The organism is Amycolatopsis sp. WQ 127309 (assembly GCF_023023025.1).
Taxonomy (GTDB): domain Bacteria; phylum Actinomycetota; class Actinomycetes; order Mycobacteriales; family Pseudonocardiaceae; genus Amycolatopsis.
This window is the reverse complement of the sequence record NZ_CP095481.1, coordinates 2,463,425-2,485,575: the sequence shown is the minus strand read 5'-3', so window position 1 is coordinate 2,485,575 and position 22,151 is coordinate 2,463,425. Positions and strand designations below refer to the sequence as shown.

Annotated in this window: 18 protein-coding genes and 1 tRNA gene; 15 read left to right on the top strand and 4 right to left on the bottom strand. The window is 65.2% G+C overall.

What is annotated here, in order from left to right; genetic code table 11:
• Positions 1–5: 5 nt before the first annotated feature.
• The 3 genes from MUY22_RS11345 (at position 6) to MUY22_RS11335 (ending at position 3,854) form a co-directional block, all read left to right on the top strand.
• A complete protein-coding gene (locus tag MUY22_RS11345) occupies positions 6–452 on the top strand; it encodes a very short patch repair endonuclease (RefSeq protein ID WP_371827604.1) in 447 nt (148 codons plus the stop codon).
• Positions 453–912: 460 nt separating this feature from the next.
• On the top strand, positions 913–3,027 hold the full coding sequence (locus MUY22_RS11340) for an AAA family ATPase (protein WP_247059408.1): 2,115 nt from the start codon (positions 913–915) through the stop codon (positions 3,025–3,027).
• A gap of 32 nt (positions 3,028–3,059) precedes the next feature.
• Positions 3,060–3,854, top strand: a complete 795-nt coding sequence (locus MUY22_RS11335) for an HNH endonuclease (protein WP_247059407.1) — start codon at positions 3,060–3,062, stop codon at positions 3,852–3,854.
• A 188-nt stretch (positions 3,855–4,042) separates the two neighbouring features.
• On the opposite strand, the gene MUY22_RS11330 is transcribed toward MUY22_RS11335, so the two are convergent.
• The gene (locus MUY22_RS11330; protein ID WP_247059406.1) at positions 4,043–4,714 is read right to left on the bottom strand and encodes an HAD family hydrolase; all 672 of its coding nucleotides are present in this window, start codon (positions 4,712–4,714) and stop codon (positions 4,043–4,045) included.
• Positions 4,711–5,553 (bottom strand): GntR family transcriptional regulator, encoded by an 843-nt coding sequence (locus MUY22_RS11325; protein ID WP_247059405.1) that lies wholly within the window; start codon positions 5,551–5,553, stop codon positions 4,711–4,713. Before MUY22_RS11325 ends, MUY22_RS11330 begins: the two co-directional genes overlap by 4 nt.
• A gap of 199 nt (positions 5,554–5,752) precedes the next feature.
• Between MUY22_RS11325 and MUY22_RS11320 the strand changes: the two genes are divergently transcribed.
• From MUY22_RS11320 to MUY22_RS11285, 8 genes are all read left to right on the top strand, one after another.
• Positions 5,753–6,226: a hypothetical protein gene (locus tag MUY22_RS11320; protein ID WP_247059404.1), complete on the top strand. Its 474-nt coding sequence runs from the start codon at positions 5,753–5,755 to the stop codon at positions 6,224–6,226.
• Between the two features lie 533 nt (positions 6,227–6,759).
• Positions 6,760–7,032, top strand: coding sequence for a hypothetical protein (locus MUY22_RS11315; protein WP_247059402.1), 273 nt, complete (start codon positions 6,760–6,762; stop codon positions 7,030–7,032).
• Entirely contained in the window at positions 7,019–7,267 is a 249-nt protein-coding gene (locus MUY22_RS11310) for an AMED_5909 family protein (RefSeq protein WP_247059400.1), read from the top strand. Before MUY22_RS11315 ends, MUY22_RS11310 begins: the two co-directional genes overlap by 14 nt.
• Positions 7,268–7,603: 336 nt before the next feature.
• A complete protein-coding gene (locus MUY22_RS11305; protein ID WP_247059398.1) occupies positions 7,604–9,151 on the top strand; it encodes an FtsK/SpoIIIE domain-containing protein in 1,548 nt (515 codons plus the stop codon).
• Positions 9,148–9,537, top strand: coding sequence for a hypothetical protein (locus MUY22_RS11300; RefSeq protein ID WP_247059396.1), 390 nt, complete (start codon positions 9,148–9,150; stop codon positions 9,535–9,537). The genes MUY22_RS11305 and MUY22_RS11300 overlap by 4 nt, the downstream gene beginning before the upstream one ends.
• Positions 9,537–11,171: a replication initiator gene (locus tag MUY22_RS11295; RefSeq protein ID WP_247059395.1), complete on the top strand. Its 1,635-nt coding sequence runs from the start codon at positions 9,537–9,539 to the stop codon at positions 11,169–11,171. The genes MUY22_RS11300 and MUY22_RS11295 overlap by 1 nt, the downstream gene beginning before the upstream one ends.
• Before the next feature lie 19 nt (positions 11,172–11,190).
• A complete protein-coding gene (locus tag MUY22_RS11290) occupies positions 11,191–11,409 on the top strand; it encodes an excisionase family DNA-binding protein (RefSeq protein WP_176174002.1) in 219 nt (72 codons plus the stop codon).
• Position 11,410: 1 nt separating this feature from the next.
• Positions 11,411–12,589, top strand: coding sequence for a tyrosine-type recombinase/integrase (locus tag MUY22_RS11285; protein ID WP_247059394.1), 1,179 nt, complete (start codon positions 11,411–11,413; stop codon positions 12,587–12,589).
• A 94-nt stretch (positions 12,590–12,683) separates the two neighbouring features.
• Here MUY22_RS11285 and MUY22_RS11280 read toward each other — a convergent pair.
• Positions 12,684–12,754, bottom strand: a tRNA-Gly gene (locus MUY22_RS11280).
• Between the two features lie 110 nt (positions 12,755–12,864).
• On the opposite strand from MUY22_RS11280, the gene MUY22_RS11275 reads away from it, so the two are divergent.
• Positions 12,865–14,058 carry an oxygenase MpaB family protein gene (locus MUY22_RS11275; protein ID WP_247059393.1) on the top strand — a complete coding sequence of 398 codons (1,194 nt, stop codon included), beginning with the start codon at positions 12,865–12,867 and terminating at the stop codon, positions 14,056–14,058.
• Positions 14,059–14,142: 84 nt separating this feature from the next.
• A complete protein-coding gene (dcd, locus tag MUY22_RS11270; protein ID WP_247059392.1) occupies positions 14,143–14,724 on the top strand; it encodes a dCTP deaminase in 582 nt (193 codons plus the stop codon).
• On the opposite strand, the gene MUY22_RS11265 is transcribed toward dcd, so the two are convergent.
• Positions 14,721–15,914, bottom strand: a complete 1,194-nt coding sequence (locus tag MUY22_RS11265) for an NAD(P)/FAD-dependent oxidoreductase (RefSeq protein WP_247059391.1) — start codon at positions 15,912–15,914, stop codon at positions 14,721–14,723. The genes dcd and MUY22_RS11265 overlap by 4 nt on opposite strands.
• 73 nt (positions 15,915–15,987) lie before the next feature.
• Here MUY22_RS11265 and MUY22_RS11260 point away from each other — a divergent pair, with 73 nt between their 5' ends.
• Together MUY22_RS11260 and MUY22_RS11255 are read left to right on the top strand one after the other, a co-directional pair.
• A complete protein-coding gene (locus MUY22_RS11260; protein WP_247059390.1) occupies positions 15,988–16,458 on the top strand; it encodes a MarR family winged helix-turn-helix transcriptional regulator in 471 nt (156 codons plus the stop codon).
• Positions 16,459–16,537: 79 nt separating this feature from the next.
• Positions 16,538–22,084: a hypothetical protein gene (locus tag MUY22_RS11255; RefSeq protein ID WP_247059389.1), complete on the top strand. Its 5,547-nt coding sequence runs from the start codon at positions 16,538–16,540 to the stop codon at positions 22,082–22,084.
• The last annotated feature ends 67 nt before the right edge of the window (positions 22,085–22,151 follow it).

The window sequence follows — 22,151 nt, the reverse complement described above, 5'->3', positions numbered from 1 at the left end:
ATCGGGTGTGTAAGGAGACCTCTGTGGCCGACCGCCCGATACCTAGTTCGTCGGCCGTCTCCGCACGGTTGAGCAGGCAGGCACGGCAGAATACGTCTCCTGAGCTCAGGGTGCGTCGTGAACTCCATACAAGCGGGTACCGGTATCGAGTACATACTCCTGTGCCGGGCAAGCCGCGGCGGACGATGGATATCTGCTTCACGAAGGTGAAGCTAGCTGTTTTCCTGGATGGGTGCTTCTGGCACGGCTGCCCTGACCATGGCACGCAGCCAAAGAGCAACGCCGAGTGGTGGCGCAACAAGGTTGCGGCTAATAGATCACGCGATGCCGACACCAATATGCACCTTGGGGCACTCGGGTGGGCGGTGCTTCGGTTCTGGGAACACGAAGACCCGGCTGATGTTGCTGCTGCCATAGGCCGGAGTGTCGACGACTTTCGAGCACGAGGTTAGGTGGCGGCTGCCGACAAGTCAGGCCGCCGGCCGGAGCGGAGCGGCAGGCCGAGCGGGCTGCGGCGCGCATGCGCCGCCTTGATCCTAAAGAGCCAAGTTCGGCAAGGAATGTGGTTAAGCGGCTGGGCCTTCGAAAGGTACTCAAACTGGCAACCTACTTGTCACGGAGTTCAGTATCGAAGAATTCCACTTTGGCAGCGCCACCTCTTGGACCTCCTTGATCTTGAGCGCAGCGCACTTGCAAAGTGAGCTGCAAGTGGCTTCTGGAGCGACTCCAGCAGGCGAATCTAGGTTGCCGTTGGGTTTCGAGAAGAGTTGGCTGAGTAAGTGGTGCTAATTGCCTAAATGTCATCGGCTGTCGCCGTGCAGGCGTTGAGTGGAAATCTAGGCTGATCCGACAAATTGGTTGCATTTGCAAATATCATCTCTCAAACCCAAATCTGGTAGTACTATCGCACAGGTGAGTAGTTCAAGCTGGGCGGATCCGTTGCTCGACGAGGTGAACCGCCTCCTTCTTGGCATAGATCACTCTGCCAAGAATAATCGTAAGTACCGTGCTCTTGAGCAGTATCTCAGTGGCATCGTTGATACGCACCCAGCAGACGTCTACGCGGCGTATATCTCCAAAGCCGGCAACGCTTCCGTTCGTTTCAATCAGTCCGAACGTGCGCGTAGTGCTAACTTACTCGTGGCCCTTGCTGATCCTCCCGAAACTGAATCGATCGAGCGCACGGTAGATGCATTGGCGAAGTACTGTGGGCAAGACTTGAGGCGTCCCCAGCTACTGTTATTGATCCGTAGTGGGAATAGATGGCTGCCACATGCAGCCATCTATTCGCGAGATCGTGATCCTCGCCCTCGATTTCTGAAGATTTTTATAGGGCAATGGCCAGCAATGCGTCACGTAGAGGCTTACGAGCCAGAGGAACGAGCAGAGCTTTTCAGTATTGGCGCCGGCACAATTGCTCGAATGGTCGAGCGTGAGCGATCAATTTCAAATACTGACAACCTTAACGCCAGAGGTCTCACTTTCTTCCCTTACGACGATGAAATTCCGCCTGGCATGGCAAAGAACTATCCGTACGCGGAACTGCTGCGCGAAAGGTGGGACGATCACTCTATTCGCACCCTTTTCTACTTGACCCTGCACTTAAATGATGAAACGGAAATTGACGTAGGCGAGGTGAAGATCGCCGCCAAGGGGCAGCGCGCAGGGGAGACGGTTTTGCCTGGTTCCTCGTTTTTAAATTTGGGCCCGTCATATTACTCATTAGGCCAGTCGTACACGTTCTATCAAACGCTTTATGACTTGGGTCCAAAAGTATACCGTCCAGTCCTTAAGAAGCTGAACGATGTCGTCTTCGATCCCCGTTTGAGGAAGCGCGTCGAAAGTGAAGTGGCTTTCCAAAAGTCTCTTAAACGAACTGGTAAGGCTGCGCGGGCACTTGAGGACGCCAGTGTATTGTTTGAACTAGAAGACCAGTCTTCCGTAAGTGAGGGACTTAGTCTTGATTTTGAGATGCGATTTGAGGATACCAGCTTTACGGTAGATTTCCAGTTCGGTGACTCTGCGAGGCTGCCTGACCGGATTAACGCGGTAATCGGCTACAATGGCACAGGTAAAACTCAGTTACTTGCGCATATAGCCCTCGTTGCAACTAGTGATCTGGACCAGAGGTTAGATTTTTCTGAGTTCGGTCGCATTCTGAACTCTGAAAAAGTCCGTTTTAGCTCTGTGATTGCAATCTCGTATAGCGCTTTTGACACATTTATTCTCCCTGATGCATTTTGGCGATCTGAAGAGAAGACTTCCGCTCAGCGGCGCCTAGAAAGCACCGGCGAAGTGTGGGGTTACACCTATTGCGGCCTCCGCAAGCGTACGCGAGACCAAAAGCAGAGTATGCGTGGCCCTCGTGGACTCAAGAGTATCAATGAGCTCTCAGAAGAGTTTGATCAAGCAGTTCGCAAGGCTCGATCGCTAACAAAGCAAAATCTCTGGATCGATGCTCTTGCTATTATCTTCAGTGAACCATCTTTGGGACGTATCGGTATGGACATCTTCGCCGAGCAGAGTGACCAGTCGTGGAGAACTGCCTTCGACGCTTTGAGTACTGGTCATAAGATCGTACTGAACATCATCGCTCAAGTCATTGGGCATGCTGAGCCCGGGTCGCTCGTCTTAATTGACGAGCCAGAATCCCATCTTCATCCGTCACTGCTTGCGGCGCTCATTCGGGCGTTGAATGTGATACTGACTCGACTCGAATCTTATTCGATTATTGCCACACATTCTCCGGTTGTTCTACAAGAGATACCTCGGCGCTATGTTCGAGTACTTCAACGGTTTGGGAGTGCAACCCAGGTTGTGACACCTAGCGCTGAGACATTTGGTGAGAATGTAGGTTACCTCACGACCAATGTCTTTGATCTCGATAGTACACAGACAGATTATCATTCAGTTCTCGCTGATCTCGCCGAGGATATGTCAGTCGATCGAATTGAACGACTATTCGACGAAGAAATGAGCGTTCAGGCGCGAGCATACGTCATTGCCCTTCAAAGGCGGCGCAAGTGATCTATAATTTGCGAAAGCCGACGCGAGACTATGTGCACGATTACGATTTTGCTCTATCCAGAGCTGACGATTCGGCGCATGGGGCACTCATTGACGTGCGCGATGAAGTTCTGGAGGCCTGTCAGATCTATGATTTACTTGAAGGAAATCCTGGTAGCGTTGCTCCGCTCGAAATTTCCGACGATGCCAAAAAGGCGCTTCACGATAATTTCAAGCTTACGCAGAAACGTCGGTTTCTCTCAGTTTTACGTGACGAGGCCATGAAGCTCACGTACAAAGGACTATGTCCGATGTGCTGTTCGGCGCAGGTGAAGGATCTTGATCACTATCTGCCGAGGAGTCTTTACCCTGAATTCAGCTTGCTATCCCTAAACCTTGTTCCAATATGCTCCCGCTGCAATGGAACCAAAAGATCCAAGATTGGCACGGTCGGCGAGAGATTTTTTCACGCGTTTTACGACGCCTTGCCGGAAGATAGTCCCGCACTTCGAGTTGATCTGTTATTTGAGTCGAGAGGAGTTAAGGCGGAATTCTCGGTCAACCCGGCGCTGCCCACGGATCGGTTCAAGCTCGTTGAGTATCATTTCGACAAGCTTGAACTTTCTGAGCATTATTCAGTATTGGCATCTCAAGAACTCGTTGAGCGGCTCCAGGCCTTGGATAAGACGTTTATCGTCGAAGGTCCCGACGGTGTTGGTGAATTTGCAGACGATCAAAGTGATTGGATTCGTCGAAAGTTTGGTTTCCATCATTGGAAAGCCGCTCTGTACGACGCCGCGAAAGTTGATAAAAGGTTCCTTGAGGGCGGTTTTCGTGTCATCTCGTAGAATCCGCTCATGTATCTCTGAGAATGAGCTGGCGAGAGGTTGTTAACCGAACGCGAAGCGTGCACGTATGACTAGGTGGGGTTCTGCCGAAAAATGTTGGCAGGGGTTCGGGTTAGACGGCGGTGAGGCGGCAGCGTGCGCGGTTGGGTCAGCGGGCTTGAGTAGAACGGGTGAGTCCGGTGGCACTCTTATGTGACGGTTGCCAGGCCGGTAATGGTGTCGGTGATTGCGTTGGCCCCGGCTTCAGTGAGCTTGTAGTTCTTACCCGGCTTGTTCGCGTAACCGATCGAGAGGACGCCCGCAGCATGGGCGGCTTCGATGTCGGTCGTCGAGTCGCCAAGAAACACGGATTCGCCTGCGGTGACATCGAGTGCACTGACAGCCTGGTGCAAGAGGTGGGGGCTCGGCTTGAGCAGCGCAGCGTTCGAGCTGGTCCGCGCGGATATGAAGTCGATCGACGCGCGGAGATTGTAGAGGTCTAGATAAGCGCTGACAGCTGGCGTGCCGTTGTTGCTGACGATGGCTAGTGGCCGACCGGATCGGTGCCACGCCTCGATGAGTTCGTGCGCGCCGCTTGCGGGAGTTGCGCTGGAGATTGCCTCGACTTCGTGGGCGGCGAAGGCGGCTTCCACGTAACGGGCTTCGTCTTGGCCAATCATGGCAGCGTACCGGAAAACGTCAAACGGGTCGGCGCTGGTCGCGATGGCTTCGGGTAGGTCCGCGTGTCCGCCATCGGTAAGTACGTCACGGAGCTGGCTGGCGACCGTGGACGCGGGGATGCCGGCAAAGACGGAGCAAACAGGGCCGTCGAAGTCGAGGAGCAGGGCGCGTGCACGGGCGAGCACCTCCGCGGCTTTCACCGCTGGTAGTCCGTGGCGACGCTGTTCCAGAGGCTGTCGAACCAGGTCTTCGCCTGGTCGACGTACTGCGAGCCGGTCGACGTGTCGTCGTCGTTGATCGAGTGGTGGAAGAGGATTGCGTCCTTGCCCATGAGGTCGTACATCGCCTGGGTCTCGCCGTCAAAGTTGATGACGTGCTCGCGGACCGGGTAGAAGCCGAAGAATGTCTCTTCGTTGTTGATCAGGTAGAGCTTGAACATCGGCGGTGCTGGGTGCACGCGAATCTGGGCAGTGGCCTTGTTGACCAGGCCCATCTCGGCTAGTTCGGTCACCGAGTCGACGATGGCTAGGGTGTGACGCCGCATGATCTCTTCGGCTCGCTTGCGGAAGAGCGGGCTGTCGGCGTGCTCGTCTACCGTGACCGGGAGAGACCATGGTTGCGACGGGTCCGGGACGAGCAAGCGGACGGTGATCGACCCCGGTCGTAGCCGGCCAATCCGAATCTTGTCTAGCGGCTCGGTGAGTACGCCGTGAAGGGTCTCGCCGGAAAAGCCGGCGAAGTCGATCGTGACATCTTCCGCCTCGAAGGCGCGTTCGATGTGCGGTCGAAGTCCGACAGGGCGTTCCGTGCGCTCTCGAACGAAGACCCCGCTGCCCTGGCGGGAGACGATTAGGCCCTCGTCGCGAAGTTCGCGGATGGCATTCTGCACGGTCATCGGCGCAACGTTGTACGTCTTCGCCAGTTCGTTTCGGGACGGCAGCTTGTCGCCTGGCGTGAACTTCCGCGTCAGGATTGCCGCTCGCAGAGCATTCGCCACCTGCACGTACGGCGGCCGCGGATCGTCCGGGTCCAGTGCCATGGTGTCTCCTTCGTCTGTGACAGCTGGCCGTGCTGGTTGTCAAAAGTCAGTGTCTAGGACTCGACCCGAGCTTGTCTAGGCGACCTGGCGGCCTAGGCTGCTTCCGACTTGCTTGACTTGGCTAGTCAACCTAGCTAACCTGATCAAGTCAGCCAAGCACGGCAGCGCCGAGTGAGGCGCCTGACCAGGAGGAACCGACATGGCAGTAGCGCGCGGAACACGCTTTGAGATCGAGCACGACGTCGTGTTCCCGGCCGGAGCGGCGATCGTCGGTCCGGTCACACCGGACATGGAGTACGTCTCCAACGAAGACAAGGCGCGGGGCAAGCTGCCCAAGCAGAAGATCGACGAGCAGACCGGCTTGCCGCAGTGGAAGGTCACGGTGACCGACCCGTCGGCGGAGAAGGACCGCGACAAGTCAGCCACTGTAACGCTGCTCGACCGGGTCCAGCCGGTTCCGCCTCCGGCGGCGATGCAGGGGTTCGACTTCCGGCCGGTCGTGTTCGAGGGCCTGATGGTCGAGGCTCGGGTTATGGGCGAGAAGTTCAAGTACCAGGGCTGGGTGCTGCGGGCTACCGGTATGCGTGAGCCGGGGCGGGGTGCTGGCTCGAAGCAGGCTGCCGCGAAGACGCCGGCCGGTGAGGGCTCGGGCAGTCAGCAGAAGGCAGCGTGATGGCGGGGCGGCCGTCGCGTGAGGCGGTCGCTCGGTGGAACGAGGCATACGCGGAGCAGACGTCCGCGCTGTTCGCCGCGATGAGGTCGACTTCGGGCGATCTGGCAGCAGTGCGGCGTCTTGCCCTCGCCTACCACGCCGTGGCGGTCGCCTGGCGTGCCTTGTCCGCCGATCTGGCTGCACCGCTCTGGGCGCGTCATGCGTCGGCGGTGGCTGCCGAGGAGTTCATGAGGCGGGCGCACCTGGAGTTCGGCCGCGCCGATTCGGACCATCGACCAGGGGAGATGCCATGACTCGGTGGGAGCTGGTGCGGGCGTGGGAACTGGCCTACGCCCGATATCCGACCGCGTCGGATGCCGAGTTGTCGTCGGTGTCGCGGGCGGTCGCTGCAGCGTGGCGTCACCTTGCGGCCGAGTTCGAGCTTCCTGCGTGGGCGCACGCGGCGGTCATTTCCGCGGCGCAGGCGTTCGAGATCCAGGCCGACAAGTGGGACACCCGCGTCGACGGGTACGGCATTCGAGATGAGGTAGGGCATGTCGACCGGATGGGACGGGTTCGGCGTGACGTGGGTCGTCGGACCGCAGGCGGAACTCACGGTCGAGGAGACTGGTTCGGAGCCGACGCACCCACCGATGCTGGTGCTCGAAGGGGCGCCGTGCGTGGTGATGCTCCGGCCTCCGGACGACCCGGCGATGTGGCCAGCGTGCGTGACGTTCCTTCGCCAGCTCCGCGACGGCGCGGAGGACCTGGCGGCGCTCCTCGAAACCCGCATGACGGCCCGGCGGGTGCGTGATGAACAAGCGTAAGGAGCCGCGCACCCTCGGGGACGCGCACGAGATCGCGATGGATCTCCGGCCCGCGCCCAAGGCGAATCCGTCGGCGTGGCTGGCCTTTCGGCAGGCCAACGCGCGGATGTACGAGACGGTCGCCGACGTCGACCGGGGGCATCACCACGAGGCGCTGTATTGGGCAGACTTTGAACGACGCAAAGCGGCGGAGGTGTCGGCGGCGATCCAGGCTGCGAAGTCCAAGCCCGAGTAGTCCTGTGTAGACACACAATAAGTCATTCACTGTAGCAAAACCGTGCGCTATGACGTGCGGTGCTGAAACGCGTCCTCTTCCGGTGGCGCGGAACCGTAAGGCGCAGAAGCGGAAACTCGGCTACCAACCATGCCGCTCCTGCGCTGTCCACAACCGCGAGGTGTGAACCATGCAGACGCTAGACGATGACAAGCAACCAACGCCAGTGGGGGTCACCCGCTCGCGATGCTCGGAATGCAAGCGGTTCGCTCGGCTGCTGCCCGGCGAAACCAAGTGCGCCCCTTGCTTGGGGGCGTTGCCGCTGGATCTCTCGGCGGTGCTGGGCGGTGGTCGGCGATGACCTCACCCGGAATGTTCGTGATCGCCCTGGCCGGCCTCGGCCTCGGCGTATGGGTCCTGGCGAAGATCGGGCGAGCCTTGGCGTCGATGGCTGAGCTGCTGACCGCGACGGTGGTCGTGTTCGTCGGCCTGTGGTGGGCGTGCAAGGTCGTGTTCTGGCTGTTCTCCCAGGTCGTCATCCACTGGCGCACCTCGTTGACCGTGATCGTGGTCTACCTGTGGTGCGTCTGGGTCGGCTGGATCTGGCTCGTGGTCAACCTCGTCGGCCTGGCGCTGATCCTCGGGGTGTGGCGGCTGCTCGATGTCACCTCGTTCGACCAGTGGTGCGGCCGGCCTCTGCGGTCCTGGTGGCTCCGGTGGGCGGTCTATCACCTCAAGCTGCCGGGATGGCTGCACGCCTGCGGCCTCAGCGTCCGCGATGCCGCGCTGCCGGTCGAGGTGACCGTGAACCTGGTCGGGCGGCGGAAGGCGTCTCGGGCGACGGCTCGGCAGTCCGGGGTTCAGGTCCCCAAGGTTCTCGGTGTTCGCTCCGGGCCGTCGTGGGATGAGGTGCGGGTGCAGCTCGTGCCCGGCCAGAAGCCGGAGGACTTCGACGACGCCGCTCGCGCTCTCGCCTCGGCCCGAAACGTCGCACGCTGCCAGGTACGGGAGCTGAAGCCGAACGTGGTCTCCATCGACTTCCAACGCCGAGACCAACTGGCCGCACTCGTGCACTCCCCCGCGCTTCCCGAGGGGCAATCCGCGGTGGACCTCCGCAAGGTCTGGGCCGGTCGGACGGAGTACGGGCATGACTGGCGGGTGCCGCTGCTCGGCTCGGGCGCGCACTGCCTCACCGCTGGCGCGTCGGGCGCGGGAAAGAACTCCGTGATGTGGTGCCCGCTCGTCGCGGCGGCCCCCGCGATCCGGTCGGGCCTGGTGCGCATGTCGGGGATCGATCCCAAGGGGATGGAGCTGGCCTACGGGCGTGGGATCTTCTCTCGGTACGCGGTGTCCGGGAAGGACGCGCTCGAGGTGCTCGACGGCCTGGTCGAGGAGATGGAATCGCGTAAGCGGGAGTTCGCCGGCCGCGTCCGCACCATCCCACTGTCCACGGACTACCCGCTGGAGCTGCTGGAGTTCGACGAGATCGGCGCGCTGACCAAGTACACCGACCGCAAAACCCGCGAACAGATCGTCGAACGGGTGGCGTTGCTGAACACCCAAGGCCGGGCATTGAACATCTCCCTGCGCGGCTATGTGCAAGAGCCCACCAAGGACACCGTCCCGGTCCGGGAGCTGTTCACCCGCCGGGTGTGCCTGCGTGTGACGTCTAAGACGCACGTCGGCATGGTCCTTGGCGACGGCGCTTACGAGCGGGGTGCGTGGGCCAACCGGATCGGCGAATCCGAAGCCGGAGTCGGGTTCGTGTGGGGCGAAGGCATCCGCGAACCCCTGCGTATCCGCGCCGGATGGGTCTCGGACGAGACGGTCAAGGCGCTGGAGCAGTACGTCACCAACGGCGGCGTAGCTCGGCCCAGCTTTGGCGGCGAGGGGGTGGCCGCGTGAACACGACCATGGTCTTCCTCGATGCCATCCGTGACCACTTGGACATGCACGCGTTCGGACCGGTGGCGTCCGTGCTGGTGACGTCCGACTCGCGTCCGGTCACAGTGCAACTCGACGTTGCCCGTCAGGTGCCGCAGGTGGCCTCGGCGCTAGTGACCTGGGCCGGGACGCTCGACGGGGTGTCCGCTGAGATCTGGCGGACTCGTCCCGGGTCGTCGGTGCACCTGATCGTCAACGGTCGGATGCCGTGCGGTGTCTCGGTCTACGTCTATGGCGCGGTCGACTTTTCCAACAACGTGTTCCCGGACCTGCCCGCCGGTGAGCGGCAGGACATGCCCGTGTTCGTGCTCCGGCAATGGACCCGCTCCGGGGAGGTGGCCGCCTGATGACTGATCAGGAACAGAGCCAGCCGGCCACGACTGGTACGCGGGCCGAACGGATGCGGACACCGCTGGCGGCCGACGTGATCCGGGCGACGGCGGAGAAGCACGGCGTCTGCGTCCGCTCGTTCACGATGGAGGTCGGTGACACGGAGACCGGCGAGCTTCGCTACGTCCCCGTGCCGTGCGGGTCCACTGTGGAGTCGGTGTGCCTGCCGTGTGCGCGGAAGGCGAAGGCCCTTCGACAGGCCCAGTGCCGCGAAGGCTGGCACATGACCGAGGAGCCCGTCCTCGCCGCTGAGCCGCCTTCGGAGGACCACAAGGAGCTGTTGACCTACCGGGCGGACCTGGTGGCGGCGTATCGGGAGGTGGTCGAGCACGACCAGGCCGAAGCCGAAGAGCTGCGAGAGGAGATCACCGGGGTCGACGCGGAACTTCGGCAACTCGGGATGCGGGGTCGCCTGCCCGCCCTCGACGTCCCGACCAAACGGGCTGTGAAGCGCTCGACCCGTCGTCGGCAGGACGCGCCGAACCTGCCTCGGCAGAAGGTCGCGAAGACCACCGTGGGCCGGGAGTACGCGGGGAAGTTCCGGCCGTCGATGTTCGTCACGCTGACCTGTGACTCCTATGGCCCTGTCCGGGATGGTGCCCCGGTCGACCCGTCTCGGTATGACTACCGGCGGGCTGCTCGGGACGCGGTGCACTTCTCGGCGCTGGTGGACCGGTGGTGGCAGAACCTGCGCCGGGTCGTGGGCTGGGATGCGCAGTACTTCGCCACGGTGGAGCCGCAGAAGCGGACGGCGCCGCACCTGCACGCGGCGATCCGCGGGGCGATCCCGCATGACGTAATCCGGCAGGTCACCGAGGCGACGTATCACCAGGTCTGGTGGCCTAACCACGACCAGGTCGTCTACGTCGACCGGCTGCCCGTGTGGGACGGCGATACCCGGATGTTCCTCGACCCGGACACCCGGGAGCCGCTGACCGCCTGGGACGACGCCGTGGAACAGGTCGAGGACCCGGCGCACGTCGTCACCTTCGGGCGGCAGGTGCACTCGAAGGGCATCCTCGGCGGGACGGACGAAGCCGGGCGTCACATCGGCTACCTGACTAAGTACCTCACGAAGTCCACCGGCGAGGTCGTGGAGGCGGACACGGCGCGGCTGCGAGATCACCACGACCGGCTCCACGCCGAGCTGTCGGTGACGCCGTGCTCGCCTCGCTGCGCGGTCTGGCTCCTGTACGGGGTCCAGCCCAAGGGCGCGGGCAGCAAGACCACCCCCGGCCACTGCAAGGGACGCGCTCACCGCCGGACCACGCTCGGACTGCCCGGCCGTCGGGTGCTGGTGTCGCGGAAGTGGTCCGGCAAGACCCTCGACGACCACAAAGCCGACCGGAAAGCCTTCGTCCAGCAGGCGTTGGCCGCGATCGGGATCGAGAAGCCACAACCGGACCCCGCACGGCTCGTGTGGCGCAAGGTCGAACCGGGAGACCCGCACGTCCCGCCTCGGCCACACCTTGTCATGCACGCGATCGCCGAGCGGATCACGTGGAGGGCCGAGTACGACAGGGCGCTACTCGCCGCCGCTGGGCCACCGGGGAGTGATCCAGAAACTTCGGCAATTCAGCAGGCTGCTTAGACCCTGGGGAGGGGATCGCATGGAAACGAAGTACCTGACGGTTGATGAGGCGGCCGTCTACCTGAACACGGGGGTTCGGTTCGTGCGTCGGCTGATCGCCGAACGACGGATCGCGTTTCACAAGGCCGGGGTGCACGTCCGGTTCGCACTGGAAGACCTGGAGAGCTTCATGCAGGCCGGCCGGGTCGAGCCGATCACGCGGGCATCGGTCCGCCGGGACCTGGGAAGGGCGGCCTGACATGGCGAACAAGCAAGGGCATCGCGGTTTCGGGAGTGTTCGGCAACTTCCGTCCGGGCGGTGGCAGGCTCGCTATCCCGGTCCGGATGGGGTCGTGCGGTCGGCGCCGAAAACGTTCGACACGAAGCGGACCGCTGAACAGTGGCTGTCGGGCGTGGAAACGCAGATCATGCAGGGTGAGTGGATCGACCCGGAACGTGCGAAGCGCAAGCTCGGCGACTACGCGGACCAGTGGATCGCTCAGCGTCCGGGGCTGCGTCCGCGTACGGTCGAGTTGTACAAGTGGTTGCTGCGTAAGCACATTGCGCCAGACCTAGGCGGGGTCGAGCTGGGCAAGCTGTCAACGGCAGTCATTCGTCAGTGGCGGGCGGACCGGCTGACGGCGGGCGTTTCGGAGTCGGTGACAGCCAAGTCGTACCGGCTGCTTCGGGCGATCCTGAACACGGCCGTCGATGAGGACAAGATCCTCCCGCGCAACCCTTGCCGGGTCCGTGGTGCTGATAAGGAGAACCCTGACGAGCGGCCGGTCATCACCGTGGCCCAGGTCTTCGACTTGGCCAGTCGGATGCCGGAGCGGTTCCGGGTTCTGGTGCTGCTCGCCGCGTTCGGGTCGCTGCGGTGGGGTGAGGTGACGGCACTGCGTCGGTGTGACGTGGCTGAAGATGCGTCGTGGGTCCGCATTTCCCGGGCGATGGTCGAGATTCCCGGCCGTGGGCTTGTCGTCGGTCCGCCGAAGTCGCGGGCTGGCGTCCGGACGCTGATCATTCCGTCGGCTGTCCGGCCTGACCTGCTGCGGCACCTGGAGACCTGGGTCAAGCCGGAGCAGGACGAGCTGCTCTTCACAGGTGAGCGAGCTGGGCACGCGGTCCGCCGGCCGAACTTCAGCCAGCGGACCAGGTGGACGGAAGTAGTGGAGAAGATGGGGCTCAAGGGGCTGCACTTCCATGACCTCCGGCACGCCGGGAACATCTGGGCGTCGAAGGCCGGCACGTCGACCAAGGACCTGATGGCGCGGATGGGTCATGACGACATGCGGGCGGCCCTGATCTATCAGCGGGCTACCAGCGATGCGGACAAGCAGATCGCGGACCGGCTGTCCAAGCTCGTCGACCGGCACCGCAAGGGCGCCACCCCGGACGCCGACGAAGATCAGGACGGCCAACCGGTTCCGGTCGGCTAATGGCACATTAATGGCACGCGAGAAGTGAAGACCGAAGATAGAGAAAGCCCCAGGTCCACAGTAGACACCGTGTGACCTGGGGCTTCTCTACGAGAGCGGATGACGGGAATCGAACCCGCGTATTCAGCTTGGGAAGCTGATGTTCTACCATTGAACTACATCCGCAGTACGTGGCAAGCATACACGGCGTGGTGATCCCCTTGTCCAGACCCTCCCCTCCTTGACGTCGGCGCGTCAAGTGACAACACTTGTTGTCGACGTCGGAGGTGTGCCGGATGGATGATCCCGAGCTGTTCCGGGAGGGCGGGTTCCGGCTCGCTTCGCGGCTGTTCATCGAGGGTGACATCCGGGGTGACGAGCGGCAGGTCGCCCGGCTTCGGGAGTTCGCCCAGGTCGAGGATCGGCTGGCCGATGACGTTGTCGCCTGGATGGCGCAGCAGCCGAGGGGCCAGGGGCACCGGCTCTTCGAGGACGCTCTCGAGAACGGCGCCGGGGCCGAGGGGCCGCTGGAGGCCTTCTTCGCCGCCGTCGAAGCGAAGCCCTACTGGGTTGATGACGAGCGGCTCGAGCGTGGTGCGAAGGCCATCACGCGGGCCGGGTTGCTCGGGCTCTTTCCGCTTGGCGACATGTCGCTCATGGGTGGCTACCTCGCCTCGCGCGCGACGAAGTCGCTGGTCGGAACCGGGGAGATCGAGTACAAGGCCACCCGGCGGCTCGTCGAGACCGCGGCCTGGTGGATCGACGTCACCACGCCCGGCGCCCTCAAGCACGGCGCCAAGGGGTACGCCTCCGCTCTCCGCATCCGGGTCGTGCACGCCCACGTGCGCGCCGCCATGCATCGGCGGGACGACTGGGACTACGTGGCCTGGGACAAGCCCGTCAACCAGGTGCAGACCGCCGGCACGCTGCTGCTCTTCTCGCTCGTCTACGTCTTCGGGACGCAGCTGCTCGGCCTCCGCTACTCCGCCCGCGAGCGCGGCGACATCCTGCACCTCTGGCGCTACATCGGCTGGCTGATGGGCGTCGACGACGAGCTGCTGCCCAGTGACGAAGAGGACGCTTGGCGGCTGCTCTGGCTGCTCGCCGCCACCGAGTTCATCCCGGACGACGACTCCAAGCGGCTCGCGAAGGCGCTGGTCGAGGCCAACGCCGCCGTCGGCGAGGGGCGTGGGGCCGTCGGGAAGGTGCTGTCGCACGTCTCCGTCGCCGTGCACTCCTCGATCTCGCGGCTCGTGCTCGGGAAGACCAACGCCGACTTCCTCGAGCTGCCGAAGGACCCCGTCGCGCAGGCCGTGATCGTCACCGCGGCGGGCGTCAACTTCGCCGCCGAGACGGTGCGGCGGTTCATTCCCGGGGCCACCGCGCTGCAGGAACGGATCGGCGAGGCCGGTCGCCGCGGGTACGTGAAGCGGCTCGAGAAGCTCTTCTCGCCCGATGCCACCTACGCGCAGCACATGCGGGCGGCCTAACCGGCTTTCGGGGGTCCGGGTGGCGGAGCCCCCGGCTCGGGGCGGAGCCCCGGATATCCCAGTCCACCGGATAGGCTTTGCGACGTGCTGCTCAGTGACCGTGACCTTCGCAAAGAGCTCGACGCCGGCCGGCTCGGCATCGACCCCTTCGATCCCGGCATGGTCCAGCCGTCCAGCGTCGACGTCCGGCTCGACCGGTTCTTCCGCGTCTTCAACAACAGCAAGTACACCCACATCGATCCCCAGCTGCAGCAGGACGAGCTGACCTCGCTCGTCGAGAAGGAGGGCGACGAGCCCTTCGTGCTGCACCCGGGCGAGTTCGTGCTCGGCTCGACGTTCGAGCTCGTCACCCTGGCCGACGACCTGGCCGGCCGCCTCGAAGGCAAGTCGTCGCTCGGGCGGCTCGGGCTGCTCACGCACTCGACGGCGGGCTTCATCGATCCCGGCTTCTCCGGACACATCACGCTGGAGCTGTCGAACGTCGCGAACCTGCCGATCACGCTCTGGCCGGGCATGAAGATCGGCCAGCTGTGCATCTTCCGGCTGTCCAGCTCGGCCGAGCACCCGTACGGCTCCAGCGAGGCCGGCTCCCGCTACCAGGGCCAGCGCGGGCCGACGCCGAGCCGGGCGTACAAGAACTTCCACCGCGTCGACACCTGGCGCTAGACGCCGACCTTCTCGTTCCAGTCGATGTGGTGGTTCCACATGAACGCGTTCGGGTCCTCGCCCTGCGGCTTCGCGAATGCGCGCTTGATGAAGAAGTCGCGGATCACCCGGCCGACCGGGCCGATCACCTTGTCGTCGCCGTTGCGCTTGCCGCGGGCGACCACCGCTTCGACGCGCTCGCGCCGCAGCCCCTCGTACGTGGTCAGCGCCTGGGCGACGTCCGGCACGTCGCGCAGGCACTTCCCCAGCGTGACGGCGTCTTCGATGGCCATCGACGCGCCCTGGCCCGCCGCCGGTGACGTCGCGTGGGCCGCGTCGCCGATGATCACCATGCGGCCGCGGTGCCAGACCGGGACCGTCGGGAAGTCGAACGTCGGCCAGGCCGGGTAGACGTCGCGGGTCGCGCGGATGATCTCGGCGGCCGGCGTCCGGTCGCGCGACACCAGGTCCAGCAGCTCGGCGCGCAGTTTCTCGCCGGCGAGCGCGGCCAGTTCCGAGCCGGTCGGCTCGGTCTTGCGGGCCGGGTTCGCGAACCACCAGACGCGCCCGTCCGGGCTGACGACGTGGCAGAAGAACAGGCGCCGGCCGAAGACCATGTTCAGCACGCCCGGCTCGTCCGGCAGCGTCAGGCCTTCGGCGAAGCCGCCGGTGTTGAGCAGCGGCACGTACCGCGGCGATGGCGCGTCCGGGTCGATGATCGTCCGGACGCGCGAGCGCAGGCCGTCGGCGCCGATCAGCAGGTCGCCCTCGGCGTGCGAGCCGTCCGAGAACTCGGCCCTGACCTGCGAAGACGTCTGGTTCGCGCCGATCAGGCGCTTGCCGTACTCGGCGTGGATCCCGCGCCGCGCGGCTTCGTCGCGCAGGGCGACGTACAGGTCCGAACGCAGCACCGTCTGGCTCACGGTGCCGTCCGGCAGCGTGCCGCCGAGCGGGAACTCGGCCAGCCGCGTGCCGTCGCCCAGGCCGATCGACATCCGCGGCGAGTCGAAGCCCGTGCTCTTGACGACGTCCTTCAGGCCGAGCGGCAGCAGCGCGTCCAGGCCGTTGACCGCCAGCGTCAGGAACGCGCCGACGCCCTCGGCGCCGCGGTCGTAGGCCTCGAACAGCAGCGGCTCGTGGCCGGCTTCGTGCAGTGCGATGGCCGTGATCGTCCCCGCGATCCCGCCCCCGATGATCAGCGCCCGTGTCATGTCCTTCGTCCTCTCGAAACTCTTAGAAACTAATTCGTTCTGTCGAACTAAAGAGTGGGCTACGCTTGTCGCCGTGTCAAGCGAGCGAGCGAAGCTGGTCGAAGAGGTCCTGCTCGGGGCGCGGGAACTCTCGACGGAGACGGTCATGTTCCACACCGCGATCGCCGAGACGCGGGGGCTGTCGCCGGTCGAGAGCAAGGTGCTGGACTACCTCGCCCGGCTCGGCCCGCAGATGCCGAAGGAGCTGGCGCGGCTGTCCGGGCTCGCGCCGGCGTCGGTGACGGCGCTCATCGACCGGCTCGAGCGCAAGGGGTTCGTCGCCCGCGAGCCGCACCCGGACGACCGGCGCAAGGTCCTCATCGCGCTCGACCCGGGCGCGATCGAGCGCAGTGTGCACCTCTGGGACCACCTGGTGGCCAAGGTCATCGAGCTCTGCGAGCGCTATTCCGACGACGAGCTCCGCACGGTGATCGGGTTCGTCGCGGCCGCCGCGGCCATCACCCACGAGTCGACGACACGGCTCACGCATTCCCCGGGCGGGTGATCACCGGGGTCAAAAAAGGCGGGAAAGACGGGAGCGTGCCAGGCTCCGAAAAGTCGCCTCGGCCCCCGGGAGTACCCGCATGTCGCTGTCCAGGAAGTCACTCCACCTCCTAGTGATCCTGGCGCTGGTTTTCACGGCATCGGCCATCACCCCGATCGCCGAGGCGGCGGTGGTCAAGCCGTTCCAGCTGAACTACGACGACGTCGTCTACGGCGATTTCCTCTACGCGGGCAACGGTGTGGTGCGGTGCCCGGTGAACGCGGACAACGCGCCGACGACCGGCACCGGCAACACGCCCGCGACCTGCGCGAACACCGCCGATCGGCGGGACACGCTCGTCAACGACAACTTCTTCATGCAGTGGGCCGACGTCGACGCCGACCGCGGCACGTTCGATTCCGCCAAGGCGACGGTCACCATTCCGCCGGGCGCGAAAATCCTCTTCGCGCGGCTCAACTGGGCGGGTAACACCGGCGCTTACACGACGTCGCCGGGTGTTTTGTCGCCGACGAAGATGTGCCAGTCGCGCAACAACAACACCGCCGCGATCGTGCCGCCCGGAACACCCGCGAAACAGGACGTCCGGCTCACCGTCGGCGCCGGGAAATCCGTCGACGTCCCGCCCGCGGCCTACACCGAGGACCCGCTCGACACCTTCAGCGGCGGCCAGTACTACTCGGCCTACGCCGACGTCACCAAGCAGTTCGCCGACGCGCCGACCGGGTCCGCGCTGGACCTGACCGTCGGCAACGTCTGGGCGCCGAAGGGCTTCAACTGCATGGGCGGCTGGTCGGTCGCCCTGGTCTACGCCTACCCGGAACGCAACGCCGACTACGCGCCGAACAAGCGCGAGGTGTTCATCTACGACGGGCACGTCCGGCAGAACAGCACCGACAAGCCCACGACCACGACGATCACCGGGTTCCGCGCCGCCGCCGCGGACGCGCACGTCGGCGTCACCGCCTACGAGGGCGACTGGGGCATCTCGGGCGACCAGTTCCTGATCAACGACAAACCGGCCGCCGAACCGTCGGCCGGCGGGACGTCGAACTTCTTCATCTCGAACGCCGACGGCGCCGCCGATCCCGCGGTGAAGAACAACTTCAGCGTGGACGCCAAGTCGTTCAACGTCGACACCATCCCGGCCGGCGCGACCAGCGCCAAGCTCGGCTTCGCCACCACCGGCGACTCCTACCTGGCGCAGAACCTCGCCTTCTCGACGCCGGTGCCCGAGCTCCAGATCAGCAAGCGCGCGGAACCGGCCCAGGTGCACCCGGGCGAACCGGTCACGTTCACCATCGTCGTGACCAACCCGAGCGGCGCCCCGGCGTCCGGGGTGAAGGTCGCCGACGACGCGTTCCCGGCGTGCAGCAAGGACATCGGCTCGCTCAAGGGCGGGCAGACGGTCAGCTACACCTGCACCGCGACCGCGCCGGACAAGGACTTCACGAACACCGCGAAGGCCACCGGCACCAGCGCGCTCGGCGATCCGCTGGACGGCACGGCGACCACCTCGGTGAGCGTCATCCACCCGGCCATCGGCATCACGAAGATCGCCGACAAGCCCGCCTACCGCGCCGGCGACACCGTGACCTTCACGCTCAAGGTCACCAACACCGGCGACGCCAACCTCACCGCCCTGCAGGTCACCGACCCGAAGACGCCGTCGTGCGCGCAACGGCTCGCGGGCGTGCTGAAGCCCGGCGAGACCCGCACCCTCACCTGCACGACGAAGGCACCGGTCGCCGACGGCGTCAACACCGCCACCGCCAGTGGGGTCGACGGCCTCGGCAAGCAGGTCACGGCCACCGCCGACGCGCCCGCGCCGACGATCGCCCCGGCCATCGACGTCACCAAGACGGCCGGCCCGACGGTGATCCACGCCGGTGAGGCCGTCACGTGGACGATCACCGTGAAGAACACCGGCGACAGCCCGCTCGCCCCGGTGAAGCTCACCGACGACACGACGACGTCGTGCTCGCGCACCATCGACAGCCTCGACGCGGGCGCGTCGCAGATCTACACCTGCACCGCGAACCCGTCGAAGACCACGACGAACACGGTCACCGCCACCGGCACCGACCGCTCCGGCCAGCCGGTGACCGACACCGCGTCGGCCACCGTCACGGTGATCAGCCCGGCGCTGACCATCACGAAGGACGCCTCACCGGCGACCGTCCGCACCGGTGACCAGATCACGTTCACGATCACCGTCACGAACTCCGGTGACGTGCCGCTGACCGACGTCGCCGTCACCGACGACCGGACCCCGGCGTGCGCCAAGACGTTCGGCACGCTGGCGCCGCAGGCGAAGCAGACCTACACCTGCACCGCCCCGGCACCGGCCGGCGACTTCACGAACACCGCGACCGCCACGGGCAAGGACCAGCTCGGCCGCGAGGTGAAGGTCACCGACGACGCCGTCGTCGACGTGATCCACCCGGCGATCGCGATCGTCAAGGACGCCGCTCCTGCGCAGGTCCGCGAGGGCGACACCGTGACCTGGACGATCACCGTGACCAACACCGGCGACGTGCCGCTGACCGACGTCGCCGTGGCCGACGACAAGGTCGCTCCGTGCGCGAAGCCGCTCGGAACCCTGGCGCCGCAGGCGAAGCAGACCTACACCTGCACCACCGTCGCGGGCACGACCGGCTTCACGAACACCGCGCAGGTCACCGGCACACCGCCGGTCGGCCCCGCCGTGACCGCGGCCGACGACGCCGCCGTCGACGTGATCCACCCCGGCATCGCGATCACCAAGGACGCCGACCCGAAGGTGGTCCGCGCGGGCGACACCGTGACGTTCACGCTCACCGTGACGAACACCGGCGACAGCCCGCTGCGGGACGTCTTCGTGGCCGACCGGCTCGCCCCGGAGTGCGCTCAGCGCCTCGGCACGCTGGCGCCCCAGGCGAAGCAGACCTACACCTGCACGCTCGTGGCCGGCGAAGCGGACTTCACCAATACCGCCACCGCCAACGGAACCGACGGCACGAACCGACCGGTGACGTCGACCGCCGAGGCCACGGTGGACGTGATCCACCCGGCGATCAGCATCACCAAGGACGCCGCGCCCGCCCAGGTTCGTGAGGGCGACACAGTGACGTTCACGATCGTCGTGAAGAACACGGGCGACGTGCCGCTGACCGAAGTGTCCGTTGTGGACAGCCGGACGCCGTCGTGCGCTCAGACCATCGGCTCCCTCCTTCCCGGTGCCGAACAGCACCACTCCTGCACCGTAACCGCGGGCACCGACAGTTTTACGAACACGGCGACCGCGACCGGAACGGATCCGACCGATCGCCAGGTCACGGCCACCGACGACGCGTCCTACACCGTGCTGCACCCGGGGCTGGCCATCACGAAGGACGTCAAGGGCGGCCCGTTCCGCGAGGGCGACTCGGTCACGTTCACGATCACCGTCGAGAACACCGGCGACGCCCCGCTCACCGCGGTGACGGTGACCGACGAGGTCGCGCCGGCCTGCGCCAAGACGTTCGAAACGTTGGCCCCCAAGGAAAAGCAGACCTACGACTGCACGATGACCGCGCCGGCGGACGACGTCGTCAACCGGGCCGAGGTGACCGGGCAGCCGCCGACCGGCCCGCCGCTGGACGCCGACGACACGGCCAAGGTCGACGTCATCCACCCGGCCGTGAAGATCACGAAGGAAGCTTCGCCGACGACAGTGCGTGAAGGTGACGAAGTCACCTTCACCATCGTCGTGACGAACACCGGCGACGTCCCACTGTCCACTGTGGCCGTCACCGACGACGAGACACCGGACTGTGCCAAGACGTTCGACACCCTGGCGCTCGCCGGCGTTCAGACCTACACCTGCACCACCAAGGCCCCGTCGGACGACTTCACGAACACCGCCGGCGTCACCGGCACCGACCCGACCGGCCGCCCGGTGACCTCGACCGCCACCGCCGTGGTCGACGTCATCCACCCGCAGCTCGCGCTGATGAAGGACGTGACGCCGTACGAGGTCCGCGAAGGCGACACCGTCACCTTCTCCATCCTGGTGAAGAACACCGGTGACGTGCCGCTGACCGACGTGGCGGTCGCCGACGACCGCACCCCGGCCTGCGCGCACACCGTCGCGACGCTGGCGCCCGACGACGAAGAGACGTACACGTGCACCACGGTGGCGGGCCGGGACGGCTTCACCAACACGGCCACGGCCACCGGCCAGGACCCGACGAACCGGCCGGTGACGGCGACCGACAGCGCCACCTTCGTCGTCCAGCACCCGGGCCTGAGCATCACCAAGAACGTCCGCGGCGGCCCGTTCCGCACCGGCGACTCGGTGCCGTTCGACATCGTGGTGACCAACACCGGCGACGTCGACCTGCACTCGGTGACCGTCGCCGACACGATCGCCCCCGAGTGCGTGCGCAGCATCGGCGCGCTGCCGGCCAAGGGCGTCGAGCACTACGAGTGCACGATGACCGCGCCCGCCGACGACGTCACGAACGTCGCGAAGGTGACCGGAACGCCACCGACGGGCGACCTCGTGACCAGCGAGGCGCAGGCGGACGTCGACGTCATCCACCCGGCGGTGAAGATCGACAAGTCGGTCTCGTCCGCGCAGGTCCGCCCGGGCGACGAGGTCACCTACACGATCGTGGTGACCAACACCGGTGACGTGCCGTTGTCCACTGTGGCCGTCACCGACGACAGGACGCCGGGTTGTGCCTTCACCGTCGCGAAGCTGGACGTCGGGGGCAAGGAGACGCGCCAGTGCTCGGCGACGGTCCGCGAGGACGTCACCAACGTCGCGTCGGTGACCGGTGACGATCCGACCGGGCGCCCGGTGACGGCGACCGATGACGCCAGCGTGGACGTGATCGGCCCGGGCATCACCGTGACGAAAACCGGCCCGGCGAAACCGCTTCTCCCGGGGCAGGAAGCCGTATTCACCGTCGTCGCGAAGAACACCGGCGACGTTACGCTGACCGGCGTAACGCTGAATGACCCGATCGCGCCGAAATGCTCGGTCGAGATCGGCACGCTCGCGCCGGGAGAATCGTCGAAACCGATCTCCTGTTCCGTGACGATGGGCAATGACGACGTCACGAATACGGTGACCGCGACCGGGCACGATCCGAACGGAAAACCCGTCACGGCGACCGACGACGCGCCGGCCAAGGTGGCGAAACCCGCGATCGACCTGCAGAAGAAGGCCGACCCGACGATCCGTCCTGGTGGGACGGTGACCTTCACGCTCGTCGTGCGCAACACCGGGAACGTCGACCTGGCCGACGTCGACGTCACGGATCCGGCGTATCCCGCCTGCGCCCGGAAGTTCCCGCGGCTTCCCGTCGCCGGCCAGCAGGAATGGACGTGCACGACGACCGCGCCGGCCAGTGGTGATGTGAGCAACACCGCGACGGCCACCGGGACGCCCGACACCGAGCAGCCCGGGAAACCCGTGCGGGACAGCGCATCCACCACCGTCCGCGTCGTGACGACGCCGGTTCCCCCTGGTCAGGACCCGGAGCCGACGCCGTTGCCGGACACCGGTTACGACCCGGTTCCCGCGGGCCTGACGGCGTTGTCGCTGCTGGGATGCGGTGTCCTGCTGCTACTGGGCGTCCGGCGGTCGCGCCGGAGCTGACGGAAACCGTTCCCGAAATCGTGTGTTCACCACAATGCGAAGAGTCACAGTTCGTTAGGAGGGTTCT

What these genes read in the sequence shown, in the direction of transcription:
- MUY22_RS11325 (WP_247059405.1), bottom strand. Translation starts at nt 5,553, where the DNA reads ATGGCACTGGACCCGGACGATCCGCGGCCGCCGTACGTGCAGGTGGCG.
- MUY22_RS11320 (WP_247059404.1), top strand. Translation starts at nt 5,753, where the DNA reads ATGGCAGTAGCGCGCGGAACACGCTTTGAGATCGAGCACGACGTCGTG.
- MUY22_RS11315 (WP_247059402.1), top strand. Translation starts at nt 6,760, where the DNA reads ATGTCGACCGGATGGGACGGGTTCGGCGTGACGTGGGTCGTCGGACCG.
- MUY22_RS11310 (WP_247059400.1), top strand. Translation starts at nt 7,019, where the DNA reads ATGAACAAGCGTAAGGAGCCGCGCACCCTCGGGGACGCGCACGAGATC.
- MUY22_RS11305 (WP_247059398.1), top strand. Translation starts at nt 7,604, where the DNA reads ATGACCTCACCCGGAATGTTCGTGATCGCCCTGGCCGGCCTCGGCCTC.
- MUY22_RS11295 (WP_247059395.1), top strand. Translation starts at nt 9,537, where the DNA reads ATGACTGATCAGGAACAGAGCCAGCCGGCCACGACTGGTACGCGGGCC.
- MUY22_RS11290 (WP_176174002.1), top strand. Translation starts at nt 11,191, where the DNA reads ATGGAAACGAAGTACCTGACGGTTGATGAGGCGGCCGTCTACCTGAAC.
- MUY22_RS11285 (WP_247059394.1), top strand. Translation starts at nt 11,411, where the DNA reads ATGGCGAACAAGCAAGGGCATCGCGGTTTCGGGAGTGTTCGGCAACTT.
- MUY22_RS11275 (WP_247059393.1), top strand. Translation starts at nt 12,865, where the DNA reads ATGGATGATCCCGAGCTGTTCCGGGAGGGCGGGTTCCGGCTCGCTTCG.
- MUY22_RS11265 (WP_247059391.1), bottom strand. Translation starts at nt 15,914, where the DNA reads ATGACACGGGCGCTGATCATCGGGGGCGGGATCGCGGGGACGATCACG.
- MUY22_RS11255 (WP_247059389.1), top strand. Translation starts at nt 16,538, where the DNA reads ATGTCGCTGTCCAGGAAGTCACTCCACCTCCTAGTGATCCTGGCGCTG.